The organism is Pararhizobium sp. O133 (assembly GCF_051669845.1).
Taxonomy (GTDB): domain Bacteria; phylum Pseudomonadota; class Alphaproteobacteria; order Rhizobiales; family Rhizobiaceae; genus Pararhizobium.
The window spans coordinates 3,317,571-3,339,336 of record NZ_CP196426.1; the positions used below are offsets into that span (position 1 = coordinate 3,317,571).

General features: G+C 59.7%; 22 protein-coding genes. 10 read left to right on the forward strand and 12 right to left on the reverse strand.

Annotated elements, in window-relative coordinates; translation table 11 throughout:
- Positions 1-2 precede the first annotated feature (2 nt).
- The 6 genes from lon to ACST81_RS15940 all read right to left on the reverse strand — a co-directional run bounded on the left by lon (position 3) and on the right by ACST81_RS15940 (position 8,409).
- The gene (lon, locus tag ACST81_RS15915; protein ID WP_438749123.1) at positions 3-2,420 is read right to left on the reverse strand and encodes an endopeptidase La; all 2,418 of its coding nucleotides are present in this window, start codon (positions 2,418-2,420) and stop codon (positions 3-5) included.
- 482 nt (positions 2,421-2,902) lie between these two features.
- On the reverse strand, positions 2,903-3,331 hold the full coding sequence (gene tnpA / locus ACST81_RS15920) for an IS200/IS605 family transposase (protein ID WP_438748904.1): 429 nt from the start codon (positions 3,329-3,331) through the stop codon (positions 2,903-2,905).
- Between the two features lie 163 nt (positions 3,332-3,494).
- Positions 3,495-4,772 (reverse strand): ATP-dependent Clp protease ATP-binding subunit ClpX, encoded by a 1,278-nt coding sequence (clpX, locus tag ACST81_RS15925; protein WP_062576370.1) that lies wholly within the window; start codon positions 4,770-4,772, stop codon positions 3,495-3,497.
- Between the two features lie 302 nt (positions 4,773-5,074).
- The gene (gene clpP / locus ACST81_RS15930) at positions 5,075-5,707 is read right to left on the reverse strand and encodes an ATP-dependent Clp endopeptidase proteolytic subunit ClpP (protein ID WP_062576369.1); all 633 of its coding nucleotides are present in this window, start codon (positions 5,705-5,707) and stop codon (positions 5,075-5,077) included.
- Positions 5,708-5,981: 274 nt separating this feature from the next.
- Complete coding sequence (locus ACST81_RS15935) at positions 5,982-7,541, reverse strand: phospholipase D family protein (protein ID WP_438749125.1); 1,560 nt, start codon at positions 7,539-7,541, stop codon at positions 5,982-5,984.
- A gap of 13 nt (positions 7,542-7,554) precedes the next feature.
- A complete protein-coding gene (locus ACST81_RS15940; RefSeq protein ID WP_438749127.1) occupies positions 7,555-8,409 on the reverse strand; it encodes an endonuclease/exonuclease/phosphatase family protein in 855 nt (284 codons plus the stop codon).
- Between the two features lie 193 nt (positions 8,410-8,602).
- On the opposite strand from ACST81_RS15940, the gene ACST81_RS15945 reads away from it, so the two are divergent.
- Entirely contained in the window at positions 8,603-9,859 is a 1,257-nt protein-coding gene (locus ACST81_RS15945; protein ID WP_438749129.1) for a cytochrome P450, read from the forward strand.
- A 62-nt stretch (positions 9,860-9,921) separates the two neighbouring features.
- Here the strand turns inward: ACST81_RS15945 and ACST81_RS15950 are convergent, their stop codons facing one another.
- From ACST81_RS15950 to ACST81_RS15960, 3 genes are all read right to left on the reverse strand, one after another.
- Positions 9,922-10,266 (reverse strand): cupin domain-containing protein, encoded by a 345-nt coding sequence (locus ACST81_RS15950; RefSeq protein WP_438749131.1) that lies wholly within the window; start codon positions 10,264-10,266, stop codon positions 9,922-9,924.
- A 51-nt stretch (positions 10,267-10,317) separates the two neighbouring features.
- Positions 10,318-11,598, reverse strand: coding sequence for an O-acetylhomoserine aminocarboxypropyltransferase (locus ACST81_RS15955; RefSeq protein ID WP_438749133.1), 1,281 nt, complete (start codon positions 11,596-11,598; stop codon positions 10,318-10,320).
- A 127-nt stretch (positions 11,599-11,725) separates the two neighbouring features.
- Positions 11,726-12,154, reverse strand: a complete 429-nt coding sequence (locus tag ACST81_RS15960; protein ID WP_438749135.1) for a CoA-binding protein — start codon at positions 12,152-12,154, stop codon at positions 11,726-11,728.
- Positions 12,155-12,389: 235 nt separating this feature from the next.
- On the opposite strand from ACST81_RS15960, the gene ACST81_RS15965 reads away from it, so the two are divergent.
- Genes ACST81_RS15965 through ACST81_RS15975 form a run of 3 tightly spaced genes read left to right on the forward strand, consistent with a single transcriptional unit; the run spans position 12,390 to position 13,798 of the window.
- Positions 12,390-13,226: an EamA family transporter gene (locus ACST81_RS15965; RefSeq protein WP_438749136.1), complete on the forward strand. Its 837-nt coding sequence runs from the start codon at positions 12,390-12,392 to the stop codon at positions 13,224-13,226.
- Between the two features lie 51 nt (positions 13,227-13,277).
- Positions 13,278-13,532: a type II toxin-antitoxin system Phd/YefM family antitoxin gene (locus ACST81_RS15970; RefSeq protein ID WP_438749138.1), complete on the forward strand. Its 255-nt coding sequence runs from the start codon at positions 13,278-13,280 to the stop codon at positions 13,530-13,532.
- Positions 13,529-13,798, forward strand: coding sequence for a Txe/YoeB family addiction module toxin (locus ACST81_RS15975; RefSeq protein ID WP_438749139.1), 270 nt, complete (start codon positions 13,529-13,531; stop codon positions 13,796-13,798). Before ACST81_RS15970 ends, ACST81_RS15975 begins: the two co-directional genes overlap by 4 nt.
- A gap of 7 nt (positions 13,799-13,805) precedes the next feature.
- On the opposite strand, the gene ACST81_RS15980 is transcribed toward ACST81_RS15975, so the two are convergent.
- Positions 13,806-14,624, reverse strand: a complete 819-nt coding sequence (locus ACST81_RS15980; RefSeq protein WP_438749141.1) for an enoyl-CoA hydratase — start codon at positions 14,622-14,624, stop codon at positions 13,806-13,808.
- A 149-nt stretch (positions 14,625-14,773) separates the two neighbouring features.
- Between ACST81_RS15980 and ACST81_RS15985 the strand changes: the two genes are divergently transcribed.
- From ACST81_RS15985 to rpsI, 3 genes are all read left to right on the forward strand, one after another.
- Positions 14,774-15,205: a PaaI family thioesterase gene (locus ACST81_RS15985; RefSeq protein ID WP_438749143.1), complete on the forward strand. Its 432-nt coding sequence runs from the start codon at positions 14,774-14,776 to the stop codon at positions 15,203-15,205.
- Between the two features lie 225 nt (positions 15,206-15,430).
- A complete protein-coding gene (rplM, locus tag ACST81_RS15990; RefSeq protein WP_062576359.1) occupies positions 15,431-15,895 on the forward strand; it encodes a 50S ribosomal protein L13 in 465 nt (154 codons plus the stop codon).
- 2 nt (positions 15,896-15,897) lie between these two features.
- A complete protein-coding gene (gene rpsI, locus ACST81_RS15995; protein WP_438749145.1) occupies positions 15,898-16,365 on the forward strand; it encodes a 30S ribosomal protein S9 in 468 nt (155 codons plus the stop codon).
- 62 nt (positions 16,366-16,427) lie between these two features.
- Here rpsI and ACST81_RS16000 read toward each other — a convergent pair whose 3' ends face one another.
- Positions 16,428-16,889, reverse strand: coding sequence for an Lrp/AsnC family transcriptional regulator (locus tag ACST81_RS16000; RefSeq protein ID WP_438749147.1), 462 nt, complete (start codon positions 16,887-16,889; stop codon positions 16,428-16,430).
- Between the two features lie 121 nt (positions 16,890-17,010).
- Between ACST81_RS16000 and ACST81_RS16005 the strand changes: the two genes are divergently transcribed.
- The gene (locus ACST81_RS16005; protein ID WP_438749148.1) at positions 17,011-17,802 is read left to right on the forward strand and encodes a phenylalanine 4-monooxygenase; all 792 of its coding nucleotides are present in this window, start codon (positions 17,011-17,013) and stop codon (positions 17,800-17,802) included.
- Between the two features lie 88 nt (positions 17,803-17,890).
- Positions 17,891-18,859 (forward strand): agmatinase, encoded by a 969-nt coding sequence (gene speB, locus ACST81_RS16010; protein WP_438749149.1) that lies wholly within the window; start codon positions 17,891-17,893, stop codon positions 18,857-18,859.
- On the opposite strand, the gene ACST81_RS16015 is transcribed toward speB, so the two are convergent.
- On the reverse strand, positions 18,853-20,541 hold the full coding sequence (locus tag ACST81_RS16015) for a sulfatase-like hydrolase/transferase (RefSeq protein WP_438749150.1): 1,689 nt from the start codon (positions 20,539-20,541) through the stop codon (positions 18,853-18,855). The two genes, speB and ACST81_RS16015, sit on opposite strands and share 7 nt — an antisense overlap.
- Positions 20,542-20,833: 292 nt before the next feature.
- Between ACST81_RS16015 and argC the strand changes: the two genes are divergently transcribed.
- On the forward strand, positions 20,834-21,766 hold the full coding sequence (argC, locus tag ACST81_RS16020) for an N-acetyl-gamma-glutamyl-phosphate reductase (protein ID WP_438749151.1): 933 nt from the start codon (positions 20,834-20,836) through the stop codon (positions 21,764-21,766).

The window sequence follows — 21,766 nt, forward strand, 5'->3', positions numbered from 1 at the left end:
GCTTAATGCGCGATCGTCGCTCCAGCGTCGTCGGCGTCGACCGAAGTGACCGGAGCCGGCTGCTTGGACGGATCCCATTCGATCGCCACCGGCGCCCGCGTCAAGGCATGCTTGAGCACTTCACCGATATGCGAGACCGGAATGATCTCCATATTGTTCTTCACGTTGTCCGGAATATCCGCCAGATCCTTGGCGTTCTCTTCCGGGATCAGCACCTTCTTGATGCCGCCGCGAAGCGCTGCAAGCAGCTTTTCCTTCAGGCCGCCGATCGGCAAAACGCGGCCACGCAGCGTGATCTCGCCGGTCATCGCGACATTCCTGTCGACTTCGATGCCCGTCATGATCGACACGATTGCCGTCGCCATGGCAACGCCGGCCGACGGACCATCCTTTGGCGTTGCGCCTTCCGGCACGTGCACGTGGATGTCGCTCTTGTCGAACTGCGGCGGCTCGATGCCGAAGTCGATCGCCCGCGAGCGGACATAGGATGCCGCCGCCGAAATCGATTCCTTCATCACGTCGCGCAGGTTGCCGGTGACCGTCATGCGGCCCTTGCCCGGCATCATCACGCCTTCGATCGTCAGAAGCTCGCCGCCGACTTCCGTCCAGGCGAGACCGGTGACGACGCCAACCTGATCGGTGCGCTCGGCTTCGCCGTGGCGATAGCGCGGAACGCCCAGATAGTCGTTGACGTTTTCCGGCGTGACTTCGACCTTGTCGGTCTTGCCCTTGAGGATTTCGGTCACGGCCTTGCGGGCGAGTTTCATCAACTCGCGTTCGAGGCTACGCACGCCCGCCTCACGGGTGTAAGTCTGGATCACCGTGCGAAGCGCTTCGTCGGTTACCGAGAATTCCTTGGCCTGAAGCGCGTGATCGGCAACCGCCTTCGGCAGCAGGTGTCGCTTGGCGATCTCCAGCTTTTCCTCTTCGGTATAGCCGGCGATGCGGATCACCTCCATGCGGTCCATCAGCGGCGCCGGGATGTTCAGCGTGTTTGCCGTGGTGATGAACATCACGTTCGACAGGTCATATTCCACTTCGAGATAGTGGTCCATGAAGGTCGAGTTCTGTTCCGGATCCAGCACCTCGAGCAGAGCCGACGACGGGTCGCCACGGAAGTCCTGGCCCATCTTGTCGATCTCGTCGAGCAGGAAGAGCGGATTGGACTTCTTTGCCTTCTTCATCGACTGGATGACCTTGCCGGGCATCGAACCGATATAGGTGCGGCGGTGACCGCGGATTTCGGCTTCGTCACGAACGCCGCCGAGCGCCATGCGGATATACTCACGGCCGGTCGCCTTGGCGATCGACTTGGCAAGCGACGTCTTGCCGACACCTGGAGGACCGACGAGGCACAGGATTGGCCCCTTGATCTTCTGCGAACGCGCCTGCACGGCCAGATATTCGATGATCCGTTCCTTGACCTTGTCCAGGCCGAAGTGATCGAGCTCGAGCACCTTTTCAGCATGGTTGAGGTCGGTCTTGACCTTCGACTTCTTCGACCACGGGATGCCCAGCAGCCAATCCAGGTAGTTGCGCACGACGGTGGCTTCCGCCGACATCGGGCTCATCTGGCGCAGTTTCTTGACTTCAGCGTCCGCCTTTTCCCGGGCTTCCTTGGACAGCTTGGTCTTGGCGATGCGGTCTTCCAGTTCGGCCATCTCGTCGCGGCCTTCCTCGCCGTCGCCGAGCTCCTTCTGGATCGCCTTCATCTGCTCGTTCAGGTAATATTCGCGCTGGGTCTTTTCCATCTGGCGCTTGACGCGTGAGCGGATACGCTTTTCGACCTGCAGAACCGAGATCTCGCCTTCCATGAAGCCGAGCGCCTTTTCAAGACGCAGCTTGACGCTGGTCGTCTCCAGCATTTCCTGCTTTTCGACGATCTTGATGGAGAGATGCGAGGCAACCGTATCGGCGAGCTTCGAGTAATCCTCGATCTGGCTGGCGGCGCCGACGACCTCGGGAGAGATCTTCTTGTTGAGCTTCACATAGCTTTCGAACTCGGAGACGACCGAGCGGCTGAGCGCTTCGATCTCGACCGGATCTTCCGCGGGCTCGGCCAGCGGGTGAGCCATGGCTTCGTAGAATTCCTCACGGCGGGTGTAGCCGTCGATTTCAGCGCGCGAACGGCCTTCGACCAGAACCTTGACGGTGCCGTCGGGCAGCTTCAGCAGCTGGAGAACATTGGCGATCGTGCCGATCTGATAGATCGCGGAGGGTTCCGGATCGTCGTCGCTGGCATTGATCTGGGTCGCAAGCATAATCTGCTTGTCGGTGCCCATGACTTCTTCCAGCGCGCGGATCGATTTTTCACGGCCGACAAACAGCGGCACGATCATGTGCGGGAACACCACGATGTCGCGCAATGGCAGCACCGGATAGGTCGCACTTTCGATTGCCGGAGACGTTTTGCTCGTCATGTCATTTCCTTTCCGTCCCGTTTCCGGGCGCGTTACCCGAAGCGTTCAAGAGCGCTTCCGGTCTTCATTCTTTCCACTGTCAGGTGGAGTGTGTGGCGTCTGTTTTCAACCCTTTGCCGACTACCGAAAAAGGAGGAAGTCATAGTCGGATATTAAACGGCATCTGGCTGTCGCGGACCTTGCCGCCGAACTCAACAGGCACACTTCGTATCGGCATCAACCCATATAGAATCATAGCATAATCGCGTTGTTATCCTGCCTTGGCAATCGCGGAATCTAGGCATTTGCGATCCACCGGCAATCACGCGGCCCAGTCTGTAACGCATACCAGACATATCGAGGACGCATGGGCAGCCGGAACCCGTCGATGAGACCGGAAATCTGATTCATGCTTAAAGCCTGCGCCACAAAGTCATGACCTCCACCAAAGGTGGAGGTTTGAAACGCTGCGCTTGAACCACTAGAAGTGGTTTTGTTAGCGCTTAGTAGCTACGATTGAAGAGGTCGGCAAAGTCGGAAGCTTTGTCGGCCTTTTCCTGATTGCGGATATATTGTCTGACGACCTGCTCGTTGTAGCCCGTCGTCGAAACGAAATACCCGCGTGCCCAAAAGTGATATCCCTTATAGCGGCGCTTGCGCGCGTATTTGTTCGCAACATAAAGAGCCGTCTTGCCCTTCAGAAAGCCAACAATATACGCCACTGAGTATTTCGGCGGGATCGAGATCAGCACGTGGTCGGGCATCAAATGACCCTCCTCGATTTGGCAACCCTTTTGCTGCGCCAGACGACGCAAGAGTTCCCCCAATTCACGCCGTACGTCCCCGTAGAGTCTTTTCGTCCGGTATTTGCTGCCAAAAACAACGTGATACTTGCAGTCCCACGTCGCATGCGAGAGCGTCTTTTCATCCATATAACCTCCTTGTTCGAAATCTGGGCCATCCCAGTGGTTCAAGCAGGAGGTCTCTCAACTACAGTGTAGAACTCGTCCAGTCCTCCACCGTAGGTGGAGGTTTATTTATCGACATAAAAAGGCCCGCGCATGGCGGGCCTGTGTTTTGTAACCGTCGCGGCGATCAGGCCGAAACATTGGCCTTCTCTTCCGAGCGCTCGGAGTAGATGTAGAGCGGACGGGCCGACCCCTTGACCACCTCGTCGGAGATGACCACTTCGCGCACGCCTTCCAGCGTCGGCAGTTCGAACATGGTGTCGAGCAGGATTTTTTCCATGATCGAGCGCAGGCCGCGGGCGCCGGTCTTGCGGATGATCGCCTTCTTGGCGATTTCGCGTAGAGCGTCTTCGTGGAAGGTCAGCTCGACGTCTTCCATCTCGAACAGGCGCTGATACTGCTTGATCAGGGCGTTCTTCGGCTCCGACAGGATCTGGATCAGTGCAGGTTCATCGAGATCCTCGAGCGTCGCCAGGACCGGCAGACGGCCGATGAATTCCGGGATCAGGCCGAACTTGACCAGATCTTCCGGCTCAAGTTCGCGCAGGACTTCGCCGACGCGGCGATCTTCCGGCGACTTGACCGAAGCACCGAAGCCGATCGAGGTCTTCTCGCCACGGGCCGAGATGATCTTGTCGAGGCCGGCGAACGCGCCGCCGCAGATGAAGAGAATGTTGGTCGTGTCCACCTGCAGGAACTCCTGCTGCGGATGCTTGCGGCCGCCCTGCGGCGGGACCGATGCTACGGTGCCCTCCATGATCTTCAGAAGCGCCTGCTGCACGCCCTCGCCCGAAACGTCCCTGGTGATCGAAGGATTGTCCGACTTGCGCGAAATCTTGTCGACTTCATCGATATAGACGATGCCGCGTTGCGCGCGCTCGACATTGTAGTCGGCAGCCTGCAGGAGCTTCAGGATGATATTCTCGACGTCTTCACCGACATAACCGGCTTCGGTCAGCGTCGTGGCGTCGGCCATGGTGAACGGCACGTCGATAATCCGCGCCAGCGTCTGGGCCAGATAGGTCTTGCCGCAACCGGTCGGGCCAACGAGCATGATGTTGGACTTGGCCAACTCGACGTCGGTGCCCTTGGCGGCATGGGCCAGGCGCTTGTAATGGTTATGGACCGCGACCGACAGGATACGCTTGGCCTGCTGCTGGCCGATGACGTATTCGTCGAGAACCTTGATGATCTCCTGGGGCGTGGGAACGCCATCGCGGGACTTGACCATCGAGGTCTTGTTCTCTTCGCGGATGATGTCCATGCAGAGTTCGACGCATTCATCGCAGATGAACACCGTCGGTCCGGCTATCAGCTTGCGGACCTCGTGCTGGCTCTTTCCGCAGAAGGAGCAGTATAGGGTATTCTTGCTGTCACCGCCGTTGCTACCGCTGACCTTGCTCATATCACTTTCCTTCCAGCACGCCGAACACCCTCGACAAGGTGAAACGGACTACTCAACCCGCCCCGCGATCCTTTCCAGCGTCATGCGAAAAGATGCGGCGCTTTTGGGAGTACGAACCGGCCTCAAACACCCATGTTTGATGTCCGGCAGCAACGAATCCCCCACCGAATACCGAATGCTAGGACTTCAAACTTCAACATAGCATTAACGGTCGATATTAACGTCTTTAGTCTGCGGATAAAGCCCCATGACGATTACATTTGTGTCACAAATGCATCTATCCGCACACAAAAGCTTGAACCTTACGCGTCGGACGCGCTCTCCATCGCTTCGCGCGAGGTGATCACCTTGTCGACAACACCCCAGCTCAGGGCTTCGTCCGCAGTCATGAAGTGGTCACGATCGAGCGTCTGTTCAACCTCTTCATAGGTCCGGCCCGTATGCTTGACATAGACCTCGTTCAAGCGGCGCTTCATCTTCAGGATGTCGCGGGCGTGGCGCTCGATGTCCGATGCCTGGCCCTGGAAGCCGCCGGAAGGCTGGTGAACCATGATGCGGGCGTTGGGCGTGGCAAAGCGCATGTCTTTGTGGCCGGCAGCGAGCAGCAGCGAGCCCATGGAAGCAGCTTGGCCGATGCACAGCGTCGACACGGCCGGCTTGATGAACTGCATCGTATCGTAGATCGCCATGCCGGCGGTGACGACGCCGCCGGGCGAATTGATGTAGAGGGCGATTTCCTTCTTGGGGTTTTCCGCTTCGAGGAACAGCAACTGGGCGCAGATCAGCGTCGCCATGTGGTCTTCCACGGGACCCGTCAAGAAGATGATGCGCTCCTTCAGAAGACGCGAAAAGATATCGTAGGAGCGCTCGCCGCGATTGGTCTGTTCAACGACCATCGGCACCAGAGCCATAGCGGTATCAACGGGATTTCTCATGTCAAACCTTTGTCTTGCTGGTATGCAAACCCTGTTGCACACCGGGAATCATCGGGAATATCTCTTGTCCATACATAGAGTGTCCAAGTACCCCACTTCAAGTCGCGAACTCTGCATAACGTTAATACGACGCCCGGCGCGATTCGGTTGTCTTCTGGGCCGGATTTAGCGGTGACCTCTTAACGGGTTATAACGACGTTCGCTTGCCCGGAGCGCTCTTGCATGGCCGCCCACAGGCATTCGGGCGCGGAGGGTGAAGAATTGGTAAAGCCGTTCAGAGCTGGGATTCGATCGGCAGGATGCCGATGATGCCGGCGAGCAGCCGCCGCAGGAACCCCGCCTCCGGTTCATGCTGAAGAACGCGCGGCTTGTCGTCATCACGGTCGTGCCAGCGCAGCCTGTTCTTGTCGAGCGACAGGCGGAAGCTGTTGACCGGGCTGGTCTCCACTTCGAAGATCGCGTCGACCTCGGCGACCAGCGCCGGGTGTGTGAACAGCACGCCCATTTCCGTGTTAAGTGAAGCCGAGCGCGGATCGAAGTTCATCGAGCCGACGAAACCGGACGTGCCATCCACCGTAAAGGCCTTGGTATGCAGGCTGGCACCTCGCGAGCCGAAGAGCGACAAACGCTGCTGATCACCGGCGTCATGCATGGCCTTCAGTTCGAACAGCGCGGTGCCGTTTCTCAACAGCGCCTTGCGGTAATTGGCATAGGCACCGTGAACCGCCGCCACATCCGTCGCGGCGAGCGAATTGGTCAGCACGGCGACCTTGACCTCACGCTCCACCAACTTGCCGATTTCAGCCGTGCCGATGCTACCGGGAATAAAATAGGGCGAGATCACACGGACATCGCGGCGGGCGGAGGTCAAGACAGGCATGAGTTCGCGCATGATCGAATGGCTGCGCTTCTGCAGGAAGGCCTTTTCCGGCGGATCGGAAACCAGCCGTGCATCGCCCGTCCAGTGCGGAGTGACATCGGCCGGCAGCAGCCCGCCCGCGCTCATGACGCTATCGACATGGGCAAGATAAAACCGCCCGCCTTTCGTCGCAGCAATTTTCTCCAGCTTGGCACGGAAATTCGGCAGGTAATGCTTTCGCGGCGTGCGCAGCGATCCGATCGGGACGACGACCGGGCTGTTCCAGTAGCGGTCGAACACTGCCGCGGCATCGTCGGCGACGGGGCCGAGCATCCAGACATCGAGATCGCGGAAATTCGACTGCTCGTCGGCGTCGAAATAGGCGTCGCCGATATTGCGCCCGCCGGCGATTACCAGGCGGCCATCGGCGATCCATTGCTTGTTGTGCATACGGCGCGTGGCGCGAAACGGCCGCAGCATCATTTCCAGGCCGCGCTTGAAGCGGTCGGTACGCGCCCGGCTGGGATTGAACAGGCGCACCTCGATATGCTCGTGCGCATCGAGAGACAAGCACATGCGATCATGCAAGCCGGCATTGATGTCGTCGAGCAACAGGCGGACCCGCACGCCGCGATCGGCAGCAGCCAGAACTTCCCGCGCCAGCATGCGCCCTGTCAGGTCATTCTTCCAATAGTAATATTGCAGATCAAGGCTACGCCCTGCCTTGCGGGCTGCGGCAACGCGCAAGCCAAAGGCGTCCATATTGTCGGCGAGCAACGCAATTGCGTTCTGGCCCGGATGATCGCAAAGCAGCGGGCCTGCAAGCCGGTCGATCTCTGTCTGATCCGGCACCGGCTGAACGGCGCTGGAGGGAGGACCATGAAGCCGGCGACCGAAACGGCCGTAAACATACACGACAGCAAGCGCGAGCAGGCCGGACGCAAAAACATACAGGGCAACGAGGGAAGCGCGCATGTCGACCCGTCTGTCAGGTTTGGGCTGCGGAAACCGCTCCGGCCGCCTTGTCTTCACGTTCCGCCAGCGCCGCCCTCAGATCGACGAACGCCTTGATAGGCAGATGATCAGAAGCAACACGCGACAGGGGCGTGTTGTGAACCTCGACGGCGGTGACGAGATTGTGCGGGCTGCCCATCACCCGATCGAGTGCGAGGAGCGGAAAGCGCGAGGGAAAGCTCGGCACAGCCGTTGCGGCATGATCGAAGACCGGGCTGAGGAAGCTGAGGGCCGAGCGGCGCCCCATCCGCCATTCGTTGAGATCGCCGATCAACAGCGTCGGCCGCTTCTCCGCGCCCTGGATGGCAGCCAGGATTGCCGCCGCCTGCTGCGCCCGGGAATGGCGCAAAAGCCCGAAATGGGCGGCAACAATGCGCAGCGGACCCGCTTTCAGGTCCAGATCGACCACCAGCGCGCCGCGTGGCTCGACCCCGGGCAGCTTCAATTGATGAACCTTGGCGACGGCGCCCTCGCGCAACAGCAGCATATTGCCGTGCCAACCATGCCCCTTGGGCGAGAATGCCGAGACCGGCACCGCGATGAGATGACAGTCGCGGTGCAGCCGTTCGAGATCCAGCAGCCCCGCCCGCTCGCCAAACCGCTGGTCCGCCTCCTGCAGAGCAATGATATCGGCGCCAATTTCAGTGATCACCTCAGTGATACGACCCGGATCGAAGCGCTTGTCGGTGCCGACGCATTTGTGGATGTTGTAGGAAGCGATGACAGTATCGCCGCGTTCGCCGGCTGGATCCCTGCCTGCGAGCGAAACACGCTTTCCACGGAGGGCAGCAAGAATGCCGGATGACAGGCTGGTATGCGACGAAGCCATAGTCTCTCTCTGGTGAGTGCCTTTCGTTTATGAAATAGACTTGTCGCATCGCAAGGCAAGGCGGCATGTGAGATTGCAGCGGGGAAAACGCCGTTTTCACGTGGCGATATTTGGCCGGTATCAGACAAGCTTCTTGTCGGACCTGCCGTTACCATTCTAGATCAGGAAAGCACCCGAATTTTCTTCAGTGAGAATGCCCTTGATGTCCACCAACTCTGCCCTCTCCCTCGATCCGGCGACGCGCCGTGCCTCCATCGACATCCGCAACCCGGCCTTCTACCGCGATCCGCTTGCGGTCTATGCGACGCTGCATGCGGAGAGCCCGGCCTTCTTCTGGGAAGAGCAGCAGAAATGGTTCTTCGCGGGCTACGACCAGGTGAACGGCCTCTTGCGCGACCGCCGTTTCGGCCGGCAGATCCTGCATGTCGCCACCCGTGAGGAACTCGGCCTACCGGAGCCGAAGCCGCATCTTCAGGACTTCGACCGGCTCGAGGCCTATTCGCTGCTGGAACTGGAACCGCCGGCCCATACACGGCTGCGCACGCTGGTCAACCGCGCCTTCGTGTCGCGTCAGATCGAGCAGCTGAAACCGGAAATCGCCGTCCTTGCCCATTCCCTCATCGACGGTTTCGAGAAGGATGGCGAAGTCGAGCTGCTGAAGGCCTATGCCGAGATCATCCCGGTCACGGTCATCGCCCGCATGCTGGGCGTGCCGGTCGACATGGGGCCGAAACTGCTGGACTGGTCGCATCGCATGGTGCGGATGTACATGTTCAACCCCTCGCTCGAAACCGAACTCGACGCCAACCAGGCCTCCGCCGAGTTTTCCGATTATCTGAAAAGCATTATCGACTGGAAGCGGGACAATCCGTCCGATGACCTCCTCACCCACATGATCACCACGGAGAAGGATGGCGAGCGGCTGTCGGACGACGAACTGATCTCGACGGCGGTGCTGCTGCTCAATGCCGGCCATGAGGCGACGGTGCACCAACTCGGCAATGCCGTGCATGCTCTGCTGAAAAACGGAACGTCCATCGAGACAGCCTTCGCCAACGACATCGCGACCGAACGGACGATCGAGGAATGCATGCGCTATGCGGCGCCCCTGCACGTCTTCCAGCGCTATGCGCTCTCCGATCTCGAACTGGAGGATGGCATCACGCTGAAGAAGGGCGACAAGATCGGCCTGCTGCTTGGTGCCGCCAATGTCGATCCGCAGAAATTCTCCGATCCCCTCACCTTTCGGCCGGACCGCAACGAAGGCGCCCATGTGTCCTTCGGCGCCGGCCTGCATTTCTGCATCGGCGCGCCGCTGGCACGACTGGAGTTGAAACTCTCCCTGCCGATCCTCTTCGAACGCCTGCCCGGCCTGCGCTTCAAGAACGAACCGCAGATCAAGGACAGCTATCACTTTCATGGCCTGGACGAGCTTGAACTCACGTGGTGAGGCAATCTCGCGGTTAAAGCGGCATGGAAGGCGACGAATTCCGCCGGTCGCCTTCGCGTACATCACAGCCGGATCACATAATCCTTGCGAGTCGTTTCAATCACTTCCCAGGTTCCCTTGAAGCCGGGTCTCAGGATCATGCTGTCACCGGCCTTCAGATGGGTTTCAGCGCCGCCGTCTTCGGTGACGATGGAAACGCCGGAGAGGATGTGGAAATATTCCCATTCCTCATAGGCAATGCGCCATTTGCCCGGCGTCGACTCCCAGATGCCGGCATAAATGCCGCCGGCGGCTTCCTCGAAATTCCAGCTTCGAAAATGCGGATTGCCGGAGATCAGCCGCTCCTCCGGCGGCGCGGCGAGTTCCGGCTCGACGGAGGAGGGATCGAAGGTCAGGGAGTATTTCATGGGGATCTCCGAGAGGATGGGATGGCCGGCTAACCGGCCACCGGATGCATGTCAGGCCTTGGCCAGCGACTGCTCGATATCGGCGATGATGTCGCTCACATCCTCGATGCCGACAGACAAACGCACGACTTCCGGACCGGCGCCAGCCGCAGTCTGTTGCTCCGCCGTCAACTGGCGGTGGGTGGTGGACGCGGGATGGATAACCAGCGAGCGCGTGTCGCCGATATTGGCGAGATGCGAGAACATTTCCAGGCCCTCGACGAAGCGCTTTCCGGCCTCGTATCCATCCTTGAGGCCAAAGGTGAAGACGGCCCCGGCACCTTTCGGCGAATACGTCTGCTGCAGTTCATGATTGGCGTCGCTCGCAAGGCCGGCATAATTGACCCAAGCGACCTTGTCATGGGTGCTGAGCCAGGTCGCGACGGCAAGCGCGTTGTCGCAATGACGCTGCATCCGGAGCGGCAGCGTCTCGATGCCGGTCAGCAGCAGAAATGCATTGAAAGGCGAAATCGCCGGACCGAAATCGCGTAGGCCCAGCACGCGGCAGGCGATGGCGAAGGCGAAATTCCCGAAGGTCGCATGCAGGATCATGCCGGCATATTCCGGCCGTGGCTCCGACAGGACCGGATATTTGCCGGACTTTGACCAGTCGAACGTGCCGCCATCGACGATCACACCGCCCATGGAATTGCCGTGGCCGCCCATGAACTTGGTCAGCGAATGGACGACGATATCGGCACCGTGCTCGATCGGCCGGAGCAGGTAAGGCGTCGCCATGGTGTTATCGACGATCAGCGGCAGGCCGTGTTTCTTCGCCACGTCCGAGATTGCTGCAAGATCGACGAACGTTCCGCCGGGATTGGCGAGGCTTTCGACGAAAATCGCCTTGGTGCGGCTGTCGATCTGGCTTTCGAACGAGGCGATGTCGGCCGTATCGACCCAACGTACCTGCCAGTCGAAGGACTTGAAAGCATTGCCGAACTGGTTGACGGAACCGCCATAAAGCTGGCGTGCCGCGAGGAAGTTATCGCCGGGGCTCATGAGCGCGTGGAACACCAGCAGTTGCGCCGCATGGCCGGACGCGACGGCGAGCGCCGCTGTCCCGCCCTCCAAGGCCGCGACCCGCTCTTCAAGCACGGCCTGGGTCGGGTTCATGATCCGAGTGTAGATATTGCCGAAAGCCTGCAGGCCAAACAGCGAGGCGGCGTGATCGGCATCGTTGAAGACGAAGCTCGTCGTCTGATAGATCGGCGTCGCGCGTGCACCCGTCGTGGGATCGGGCTGGGCGCCCGCGTGGATCGCAAGCGTGTTGAAACCTGGATTGTTCTTCATCGGCATATCCTCCCGTGGCCAAGGTTGGCGCACTATTTCAGAGGGGACGCCCCGCGGTCAAAGACTGTTTTGCCAATTTGCCCGGCAGGCGAGCATGATATTTCAATTCCGCCGACCGACCGATCACTCAGCCGACCAGGCGCGGATATTCGATGGCCGGGCAGCGGTCCATGACCACTTGGATGCCGCTCGCCTCGGCCTTTTCGGCGGCCTTGTCGTCGCGAACCGACAATTGACCCCAGATCACCTTGGGGCGTGTTTTCAAGGCCAGGATTTCATCGACAAGGGCCGGCAGCGCGTTAGCAGCGCGGAAAACATCGACCATATCGATCGGTTCGGGAATATCGGCCAGCGTCGCATAGACCGTCTGGCCCTGGATCTCCTTGCTGGCCTGGCCGGGATTGACCGGAAACACCGTGTAGCCTCTGCGCAGCAGGAACGCCATGACCCGGTGGCTCGGCCGCTCCGCGTTCGGCGACGCCCCGACAAGCGCGATGGTCTTGGTCGATCGCAGAATGTCAGCGATGTAATAATCGGGGTACACGTCATGGTTCATTTTCAAGATCCGCGTTCTGCACTGGTCGCGGGTGATAATTGGGACAGCCATCGTTGCTGTCAACCGATCTCCGGCCGGCTTCAGAATCCTTAGGCAATACCACTTTTGGTAAATCGCTGTCGAAGGTCGCCAAATCTGGCCTTTTCGGCGATAGCGGATTGCTTTTCGCCCTGTCGAGGCTCAGAAAACAAAATCTACCAGCCTTGCCACGCCCGTCCGTTCCAGAAGGTTCACCGTGCCCCTAGACGTCATCGCTCTCGTCCTGTTCGGAGCGTTTTTGCACGCGACCTGGAACGCGCTGGTCAAAGCCGGTTCCGAGAAGTCGCTCGATGCGGCGATGATCGCGCTTGGTGCCGCCGTCGTCGCCCTGCCCTTGCTGCCCTTCATGCCGTTGCCGCATCCGGATGCCTGGCCGTTCATCCTTGTGTCGGCGCTGTTTCAATTCGCCTATTTCCAACTGGTGGCGGCGGCCTATCGCGCTGGCGATATCGGGCTCGTCTATCCGTTGATGCGCGGCGTTGCACCGCTCCTGGTCGCGGCGACGAGCGGCGCGATCATCGGCGAGAACTTGACGGGCGGCGCGATCGCCGGCGTGCTGACGATTTCGACCGGCGTGCTGACGTTGGCCTTCGAGGCGCGCAAGGGCGGCAAGCGTGCTATCCTGCTCGCGCTCGCCAATGCCGTGGTCATCGCCAGCTATACCTATGTCGATGGCATCGGCGCCAGAGTTGCACTCAATCCGATTTCCTACACGCTTTGGATGGCACTTCTGCCGCCGGTCCTGCTGTTTTCCTGGGCTTTTGCCAAACGCGGTTTCGCGCCAGTCCTGTTTCACGTCCGGCATCAATGGTGGCGCGGCCTGATCGGTGGCGGCGGTTCCATCGGCGCCTATGGGCTGGCGCTCTGGGCAATGACCAAGGCGCCGGTGGCAACCGTCGCGGCTTTGCGCGAAACATCGATCCTGTTTGCCATCGTGATTTCGGTGACGGTGCTGAAGGAACGCGTCAGTGTGTTCCGCATCGCTGCCGCCTGCCTCATCGCGCTTGGCGCGTTGATGTTAAAGCTGGCTTGAGAAATACGGCAAGATGGCGTATGTACAAAATTACGTACAAAGGATTTTGCTATGAACGTCATCAGCTTCTCCGAACTCCGCGCCAACATGGCCAAGCATTTCGACCGGGCCGAACAGGATCACGACGAACTGATCGTGACGCGGCAAAACCGCGAACCGATGGTGGTCATGTCTCTTAGCGATTTCGAGGGATGGAAGGAAACTATGTATCTTCTGGCCAATCCGGCTAACGCCAACATGCTCCGTGAGTCCATTGCGGAACTGGATGCGGGAAAAGCTGCCGAGCGCCAGTTGATCGACCTATGAAAATCCTGTTCACCAGCAAAGGCTGGGAACATTACCGGCATTGGGCGGAAACTGACAAAACAGTCTTGGCTCGTCTGAACACACTGATCGAAGAGTGCCGGCGCACACCCTTTTCAGGCCTTGGTAAACCAGAACCGTTGCGCGGTGAATTTCGCGGTTTCTGGTCCCGGCGTATAACGGAGGAGGATCGGCTGGTTTATCGTGTCTCCGGCGCAGCGGAGGCACAAGTGCTGGAAATAGTTGCCTGCCGTTATCACTACAGGTAGTCGTCCCCTATTCTTTCCACTCCGGCGTCCGCTTGCCCAACACCGCGCCAATCCCCTCCTTCGCATCCGCCTTCAGCAGGTTCTCCACCATCACGCCGGTCGCGAACGCATAGGCGTCCTCGATGCCCATCTGCGCCTGCCGGTAGAAGGCCTGCTTACCGATCTTCAGTGCCTGCGGTGATTTCGAGGCGATGACGGCGGCGTATTTGTTGACGACCTGCTGGAGGTATTGCTTCGGCACGATTCGGTTGACGAGGCCGAAATCCTTGGCGGTGGAGGCATCGATCGTCTCGCCGGTCAGGAGCATTTCCATCGCCTGCTTGGGGTGGGCGGCGCGCGACACAGCGACCATCGGCGTCGAGCAGAACAGGCCGATATTGACGCCCGGCGTGCAGAAGGTCGAGCTGTCGGTGCAGATCGCCAGATCGCAGCTTGCGACGAGCTGGCACCCGGCCGCCGTCGCAAGGCCGTCGATCTCAGCGAGAACCGGTTGCGGCAGGTGATTGATCTTCAGCATCAGGTCGGCGCAGAGCCGGATGGTCCTTTCGAAAAAGGCCCTGCCCTCGTCGACGTCAATGCGGTGCTGCGTCAGTTCCTTTAGGTCATGCCCGGCGGAAAAGAGTGCGCCCGAAGCGGCAAGGACGACGACGCGAATTTCGTCGGACTGGGCAACCGCATCCAACTCGGCCATCAGGACTTCCATCAGCGCGACGGACAGCGTGTTGGCTGGAGGATTGTTGAGCGTCAGGCGCAGCACGCCTCCGGAAATCTCGCGCAGCACGAGGCCACGGGGCTCTTCCTTGTGGAGGGGAACGATGTCCGCCATGTTTGTCTCCTCTTTCGCCTGTCTTCGGATCAGCGCTTCGTACGCCGCCACAACCGCTGTTTCAAGCGCGGGCGGTTGACTAGACTTTCTTCCAGCTTGCCTCGACGGTCTGATGGCATTCTAAACAGACAGCCATGCGGGAGAAAACAATGACTCTGGAACCGATCCTGACCGTCGCCGACCTCAACCGGTTCCTGGATACCGATTTTTCCGAGGTTCACACGGACGGCAAGGTTTTCGAGGTCATCGCCACCGGTCCCGGCTTTGCCACCATGCGGTTCGATCCGAACGAAAAGCATCTGCGCCCCGGTGGCACTGTCTCCGGACCGGCGCTGTTCGCGCTCGCCGATGTCACCGCGTATATCGCCCTGCTTGCCCATATCGGTCCGGTGGCGCTTGCCGTCACCACCAATCTCAACATTAATTTCCTCAGAAAGCCACGGCTCGGCGCGCTGGAATGCACCTGCAGTATCCTGAAGCTCGGCAAGCGGCTGGCGGTTCTCGATGCCGCCATCGTGGAGCAAGGCGGAAAGGAAATCGTGGCTCACGCCACCGCGACCTACTCGATTCCGCCGAGATAATTTGTGGTATCATTACACCACAATACCATCTAATTGTTTTTGCTTGGTAATTTTTCCAAGCCAACAAAACGGTGATCTTGACCGCATTTCATCGCTTGCGTATAAGCCGCACCAGATCGCGGTCCCTTGGGGCCGCTTTCATTTTTGGCCGGTGATACCGGTCAAATTCAAGCAACAAGAAACGCCCGGCGGCAACGCATCGGGTTCAAACGAAAGAGTTTTAACATGTCAACCTTCGTTCAGAAGCCTGCAGAGGTGGAGAAGAAGTGGATCCTCATCGACGCCGAAGGCCTCGTTGTCGGTCGCGTCGCTTCCATCATCGCCAACATCCTGCGCGGCAAGCACAAGGCAACCTTCACCCCTCACGTTGATGATGGCGACAACGTCATCGTTATCAACGCCGAGAAGGCTGTCCTGACCGGCAAGAAGTACACCGACAAGAAGTATTACTGGCACACCGGTTATCCGGGTGGCATCAAGGAGCGCACCGCGCGTCAGATCATCGAAGGCCGCTTCCCGGAGCGCGTTCTCGAGAAGGCTGTCGAGCGTATGGTTCCGCGTGGTCCGCTTGGCCGTCGCCAGATGAAGAACCTGCGCGTATACGCCGGCACCAACCATCCGCATGAAGCACAGCAGCCGACCGTCCTCGACGTCGCCAAGCTGAACAGCAAGAACGTAAGGAGCGCCTAATCGTGGCTGATCTCTCTTCTCTGAAAGACCTTGGCACGGCCACGGAAGCTCAGGCTCCGGCACGCGTCAAGAAGGTCGACGCCCAAGGCCGCTCCTACGCGACCGGCAAGCGCAAGAACGCCGTCGCCCGCGTCTGGGTCAAGCCGGGTTCCGGCAAGATCACCGTCAATGGCAAGGAGTTCGCTCACTACTTCGCCCGTCCGGTCCTGCAGATGATCCTGCGCCAGCCGATCGTCGCTGCTGCCCGTGATGGCCAGTTCGACATCGACGCCACGGTCGCCGGCGGCGGTCTTTCCGGCCAGGCCGGTGCCGTTCGTCACGGTATCTCCAAGGCCCTCACCTACTTCGAACCGGGCCTGCGCTCGGTCCTGAAGAAGGGTGGCTTCCTGACCCGCGACTCGCGCGTCGTCGAGCGTAAGAAGTACGGCAAGGCCAAGGCCCGCCGTTCGTTCCAGTTCTCGAAGCGTTAATCGTTTCAGGCTCTATGCATTCGGAAAAGGCGGGCTTTGGCTCGCCTTTTTCTTTTGTTGCCTCAAAGAGGCAGCTCCGTCGAAAATTTCAGCTCGCGCAACACGAAGCTCGACACCACCGTGCGCACATGCGGATTGCGCATCAAATAGCGGGTCATGAACGCCTCGTAGCTTTCGACATCGCTTGCCCTGATCTTCAGCATGTAATCGAAGGCGCCTGATAGCGCGTAGCACTCCATGATCTCCGGCCGTTCCAGCACCACCGACGCGAAGGACGCGACCGCCTCCTCGTGGTGATCCTCCAGCGTTACATGGGCGATGACACACAGCTTCAGATCGAGCTTGCCGGGGTCGAGCAGCGTCACGCGTTTGCGGATCACACCATCGGTTTCCAACTCCTGGATCTTCCGCCAGGCCGAGCTTTGCGACATGCCGGCTTTTTCCGCCAGTTCAGCCAGCGACAGGCTTCCATCGGCCTGAATCAGCTGCAAAAGTTTGCGCTGAAAATTCCCCGTTTCTTTCATTTTTTGTGCCTTCTCCGGAAAATTCTCCCAAGTCTATGACGATCGGCAGGATAAAAGGAAGAAAAATCCGGCGTTCCGGGAGTATAATTGCCGAATACGTGCAGCCTTGCGGAGGACAGGCATGACCAAGGAAAGCAGCTACGTCGCGAAACCGCCGGGCCCGGACGGGATTTATTCCTACACCTGCGAAGAGGATGCGATCTGGGGCGAACTCTACCGGCGTCAGATGGCCCTGCTCGCCGCCATGGCATGCCGCGAATATCTGGATGGCGTGAAGACCCTCGGCCTCACCGCCGACAAGGTGCCGCAGCTTCTCGATATCGATAGCCGCCTGCACGAAACAACCGGCTTCGGCGTCGAGGGCGTGCCGGCCCTCATTCCGCCCTCCCGCTTCTACGAACTGCTGAGCCAAGGCAAGTTTCCGCTCGCGACCTTCCTGCGGCGGCGTGAGCATATCGACTATATCGAGGAGCCGGACCTCTTCCATGAAGTGTTCGGCCATTGCCCGCTGCTCACCAACCAGTCTTACGCCAATTTCGTCCGCCATTTCGGCGAGACCGCCGCCCGTCTCGGCAAGGGCCATTCCTGGCACCTCTTTCGCATTTTCTGGTTCACGGTGGAATTCGGCCTGATCAACACGCCGCAAGGCCGGCGCTGCTTCGGCGCCGGGATCGTATCGTCGCCGAGCGAGGCGAAGGCCGCCATGGCCGGCACGGAATGCGAATTCCGCCCCTTCGACCTGCTTAGCGTGCTTCGAACGCCCTATCGCATCGATATCGTCCAGCCGATCTATTATGTCATCGACAGCTTTTCCGATCTCGAGGCGATCGTCGAACAGGACATCGAAGGCATGATCATGAAAGCGAAGACGCTCGGAGACTTTGCCCCGACATTCGAGGCCAAGGCGTCCTGACACGGATTATCGCGAACGCTTCGACAGGGCTCTTGCCTTCCGGCAAGCGATTGTCCAACGTCTGGTCATCCAACAGACGGGACAGGTCATGGCCAACAAGACGATAGACCACGCGATTACTGCAACGTCACTCAGGAGCGCGGCGACAGACCCGACCCATGCGGGTGTTCTCTCCTTCATGCGGCGGAAATATACCAAGAATCTTAAGGACGTCGATGCCGTCGTCTGGGGCATTCCCTTCGATGCCGCGACGTCGAACAGGCCGGGTGCACGCTTCGGGCCGCAGGCGATCCGCCGCGCATCCGCGATCTTCGACAACGATCCGCAATATCCTTTCGACCGGGACCTGTTCGCCCATATGGCGACGATCGATTACGGCGATTGCCTGCTCGACTACGGCAATCACGGCAAGACGCCAGCGACGATCGAGCGGGAAGCCGCTAAAATCCTGAAAAGCGGGGCCTTCCTCTTCACCCTCGGTGGCGATCATTTCGTCACCCTGCCCCTGCTGCGTGCCCATGCGGCAATCCACGGACCGCTTGCGCTTGTCCATTTCGATGCCCATCAGGACACCTGGGCGGATGAAAAAGGCCGGATCGACCATGGCTCCTTCGTCGGACGCGCTGCCCGAGAAGGCTTGATCGATACCGCCGGTTCGATCCAGATCGGTATCCGCACCCATGCGCCGGAGGATTGCGGCATCCGTATCCTATACGGCTATGACGTCGAAGAGATGAGCGCCGCCGAAATCGCCGATGTCATTCTTCATCACGTAGGCGATCGACCTGCCTATGTCACCTTCGACATCGACTGCCTCGATCCGGCCTATGCTCCCGGCACGGGCACTCCGGTCGCTGGAGGTCCGTCAAGCGCCAAGATCCTCTCCGTCCTGCGCAAGTTGGGCGCCCTTCGGATCAAGGGAGCGGATGTCGTCGAGGTCGCACCCGCCTACGATCATGCCGACATCACCGCCATCGCCGGGGCGACGGTGGCGATGTACATGCTGGGGCTACACGCTGAGGAACTGGCCGAACGGGAACCGGCGGGTGGTCAATAGAGCCTGAGCAGGCCGGCATCGGAACGCTGCTTCAGATGCGCATCGACCTTATCGCGGTCACGGCATTCATGGTAGCGGCCCCCGCAGGCATCGCGAAGCTCCGCCAGCGAGCGGAACATCGGCGAGGTCGGCAGTCCAGCCGCCTCGATCAAGCTGGCGGACAGGAAGCCCACATCCATCGGCAGGGAAAGTGGCTTCATGTCGATCGTCCTGCCGTAGCCGTGGACCGAGAAATAGGTGCGGTAGGCCAGGGAATGCAGGTCCGCGAAGATATTCAAGCCGTTCTCGCCCTGCGGCAGATAGGACTTCGTTGCCGTCGCCTGGTGGTCACCATATTCGAGGACAACGGAGCCCGATCCTCCCGGCACTGCCTCGCGTTCTTTCAGGAAGGCCTGAAAGTCCCGCTTCGAGACGGCGATACGGCGCAGATATTCGTTCGCCTCCGCATCGGCTGCGTATCGCGGCTCCGGCGGCAATTCCGCTTCATCCACAAGAGAACGGTCATATGGACCATGCGGAAACATCGTCTGAAGCGCCAGGAACAGCGGACGGCTGTCGGTTCGGCGGTGCTCCCGGATCAGCTTTTCCGCCACATCGAAATAGAACCGGTCTCGGACGAAGTGATCCTTCGGAGCCATGGCCTGGTAGTCAATAACGTCCAGGAAGCCGAGCGACTTCAGGAAAGCTCCTTCGTTCACGAAGGAAAAGTCCATAGGCATGATGGCAACCGTTCGATAGCCGCAACGCGCCAGAAGTTCCGGGAAGCTTGCGCGCACGCGGCTTTCCATCATCTGCGTCACATACGGGCTCTGCCAGCCGAAATCGGACCCCGAAAGACCGGTCATCACGGAAAAATTCGTCACCCAGGTTCCGCCGCCGAAAGTCTCGACATACATTGGATGAACCTTGCCGTCGTCGGATTGAAACACCTTGGACGTGGCATCGGGAATTGCGACCTGCGGAAAGTTCGCTGGGTCGGTATGGCTTTCGGAAAGCACGAAGAACACGTCCGGGCGCGCCGTCATGTCGCCACAGGCGACATCATTCGTCATCCTGCCCTTGGCAGGGGCGGCTTCGACCACGTCCACGAGGGTTATCTGACCGAAGGGCAGATGCAGGTCGCCGAGCGACACGAAGAACGAAGATGCGTTGTAGCCAGAAATGTAGTGCGTATAACTCGGCTCGCCGGGCCTATGGGGGTATGCGATGATCGCGGCGCCGACGGCAGCGCCCGTCACGCCGGTCTTCAGCCACCATGGCGACCGGATCACACGATCGCCTTTGAACAGGATGACGAAGAACACACTGACGGCCGCGAGTGCTGCCAGACCCGCGGCCAGCAGATGAAAATAGGATCCTGCCAGAAACTGCAGCGCCGACGCATCAAGCCCGGTAAAGGCGAGGTCGAACACATGCAGCGAAAAGCCCTTCAACTGAAACTTGGCTTCAGACATGGCGCCGATCAAGACGACGATCGTGACAGCCACATAGGCCGAAAAGACCAGCCGGCGTGACAGAAGAAACAGCACTGAGGTTAAAGCCGCCATGATCGTGACGAGGAACGGCACGAAGGCCCAGCGCGTATCGAAATGATGCAGGGCAAGGAGCGCGCCGACGAAAATCGGAGCCGCGATGACTGGATGTGCCAGCCAGGCCACCCCACGCCCCAAAATGCTTTTCATCCCACCACTCCTGATCATGAAACTTTCATGACAAAATCCCACCTGCTCCCCTCGAAAACAAGGCAGCGAGCCGGAAACCTTAAAGTGCCGTTAACGCGCATGGTTAAGAAGCGGTGACGGGCGCGGTAGCCGACGCACGGTCATTGCGATGACGGCAGCCAAAGTATATATGCTCTGGGCATTCGCCCTCGCCTCCGCGTGGGCCGGCGAAATGCAGTTGAGACATTGAATCAGGGCGATCCGAAACTGAGTCGGGAAATTTGCCCAAGCCTTTGAAAAAGCGGGATTACCCATGAAAGCGAAGATCTTCATCGATGGCGAGCACGGCACGACGGGACTGCAAATCCGGACCCGCATGGCTGGACGCTCGGATGTGGAACTTCTGTCCATTCCGGAAGCGGAACGCCGCAACGCCGCCATCCGCGAGGACCTGCTCAACAGCGCCGACATCGCCATCCTCTGCCTGCCGGACGACGCCTCGAAACAGGCGGTCGGAATGCTCGAAGGCAACAACAAGGTGCGCATCATCGACACCTCGACGGCCTATCGCATCGCGCCCGACTGGGCCTACGGTTTTGCGGAAATGGACACGGCGCAAGCCGCCAAGATTCGCGACGCACGGCTCGTGGCCAACCCCGGTTGTTATCCGACGGGCGCCATCGGCCTCATCCGTCCGCTCCGTCAGGCGGGCATCCTGCCTGAAAACTATCCGGTGACGGTCAATGCTGTCTCCGGCTATACAGGTGGCGGCAAGCAGATGATCGCGCAGATGGAAAACCCGCAGAATCCGGATGCGATCACCTCCCCGCATTTCCTCTACGGCTTGACGCTGAAGCACAAGCATGTGCCGGAAATGCATATCCACGGCCTCATCGACCGCGCGCCGATCTTCTCGCCGTCGGTCGGCCGCTTCCCGCAGGGCATGATCGTCCAGGTGCCGCTGTTCCTCGACCAGTTGAACGACGGCGCGACGCTGGAGAGTATCCATGCGGCCCTGACCAGCCACTATGCTGGCCAGTCGATCGTCACCGTCATGCATCTCGAAGAAAGTGCCAAAGCGCCCCGCATCGATGCCGTCGAACTCGCCGGCAAGGACACGATGAAACTGTTCGTGTTCGGGTCGCAGGGTGGCGAGCAGGTCAATCTGGTTGCCTTGCTCGACAATCTCGGAAAGGGCGCGTCCGGTGCCGCCGTGCAGAACATGGATCTCATGCTCTCGGCGTAA

What these genes read in the sequence shown, in the direction of transcription:
- lon (WP_438749123.1), bottom strand. Translation starts at nt 2,420, where the DNA reads ATGACGAGCAAAACGTCTCCGGCAATCGAAAGTGCGACCTATCCGGTG.
- tnpA (WP_438748904.1), bottom strand. Translation starts at nt 3,331, where the DNA reads ATGGATGAAAAGACGCTCTCGCATGCGACGTGGGACTGCAAGTATCAC.
- clpX (WP_062576370.1), bottom strand. Translation starts at nt 4,772, where the DNA reads ATGAGCAAGGTCAGCGGTAGCAACGGCGGTGACAGCAAGAATACCCTA.
- clpP (WP_062576369.1), bottom strand. Translation starts at nt 5,707, where the DNA reads ATGAGAAATCCCGTTGATACCGCTATGGCTCTGGTGCCGATGGTCGTT.
- ACST81_RS15935 (WP_438749125.1), bottom strand. Translation starts at nt 7,541, where the DNA reads ATGCGCGCTTCCCTCGTTGCCCTGTATGTTTTTGCGTCCGGCCTGCTC.
- ACST81_RS15940 (WP_438749127.1), bottom strand. Translation starts at nt 8,409, where the DNA reads ATGGCTTCGTCGCATACCAGCCTGTCATCCGGCATTCTTGCTGCCCTC.
- ACST81_RS15945 (WP_438749129.1), top strand. Translation starts at nt 8,603, where the DNA reads ATGCCCTTGATGTCCACCAACTCTGCCCTCTCCCTCGATCCGGCGACG.
- ACST81_RS15950 (WP_438749131.1), bottom strand. Translation starts at nt 10,266, where the DNA reads ATGAAATACTCCCTGACCTTCGATCCCTCCTCCGTCGAGCCGGAACTC.
- ACST81_RS15955 (WP_438749133.1), bottom strand. Translation starts at nt 11,598, where the DNA reads ATGAAGAACAATCCAGGTTTCAACACGCTTGCGATCCACGCGGGCGCC.
- ACST81_RS15960 (WP_438749135.1), bottom strand. Translation starts at nt 12,154, where the DNA reads ATGAACCATGACGTGTACCCCGATTATTACATCGCTGACATTCTGCGA.
- ACST81_RS15970 (WP_438749138.1), top strand. Translation starts at nt 13,278, where the DNA reads ATGAACGTCATCAGCTTCTCCGAACTCCGCGCCAACATGGCCAAGCAT.
- ACST81_RS15975 (WP_438749139.1), top strand. Translation starts at nt 13,529, where the DNA reads ATGAAAATCCTGTTCACCAGCAAAGGCTGGGAACATTACCGGCATTGG.
- ACST81_RS15980 (WP_438749141.1), bottom strand. Translation starts at nt 14,624, where the DNA reads ATGGCGGACATCGTTCCCCTCCACAAGGAAGAGCCCCGTGGCCTCGTG.
- ACST81_RS15985 (WP_438749143.1), top strand. Translation starts at nt 14,774, where the DNA reads ATGACTCTGGAACCGATCCTGACCGTCGCCGACCTCAACCGGTTCCTG.
- rplM (WP_062576359.1), top strand. Translation starts at nt 15,431, where the DNA reads ATGTCAACCTTCGTTCAGAAGCCTGCAGAGGTGGAGAAGAAGTGGATC.
- ACST81_RS16000 (WP_438749147.1), bottom strand. Translation starts at nt 16,889, where the DNA reads ATGAAAGAAACGGGGAATTTTCAGCGCAAACTTTTGCAGCTGATTCAG.
- ACST81_RS16005 (WP_438749148.1), top strand. Translation starts at nt 17,011, where the DNA reads ATGACCAAGGAAAGCAGCTACGTCGCGAAACCGCCGGGCCCGGACGGG.
- speB (WP_438749149.1), top strand. Translation starts at nt 17,891, where the DNA reads ATGGCCAACAAGACGATAGACCACGCGATTACTGCAACGTCACTCAGG.
- ACST81_RS16015 (WP_438749150.1), bottom strand. Translation starts at nt 20,541, where the DNA reads ATGAAAAGCATTTTGGGGCGTGGGGTGGCCTGGCTGGCACATCCAGTC.
- argC (WP_438749151.1), top strand. Translation starts at nt 20,834, where the DNA reads ATGAAAGCGAAGATCTTCATCGATGGCGAGCACGGCACGACGGGACTG.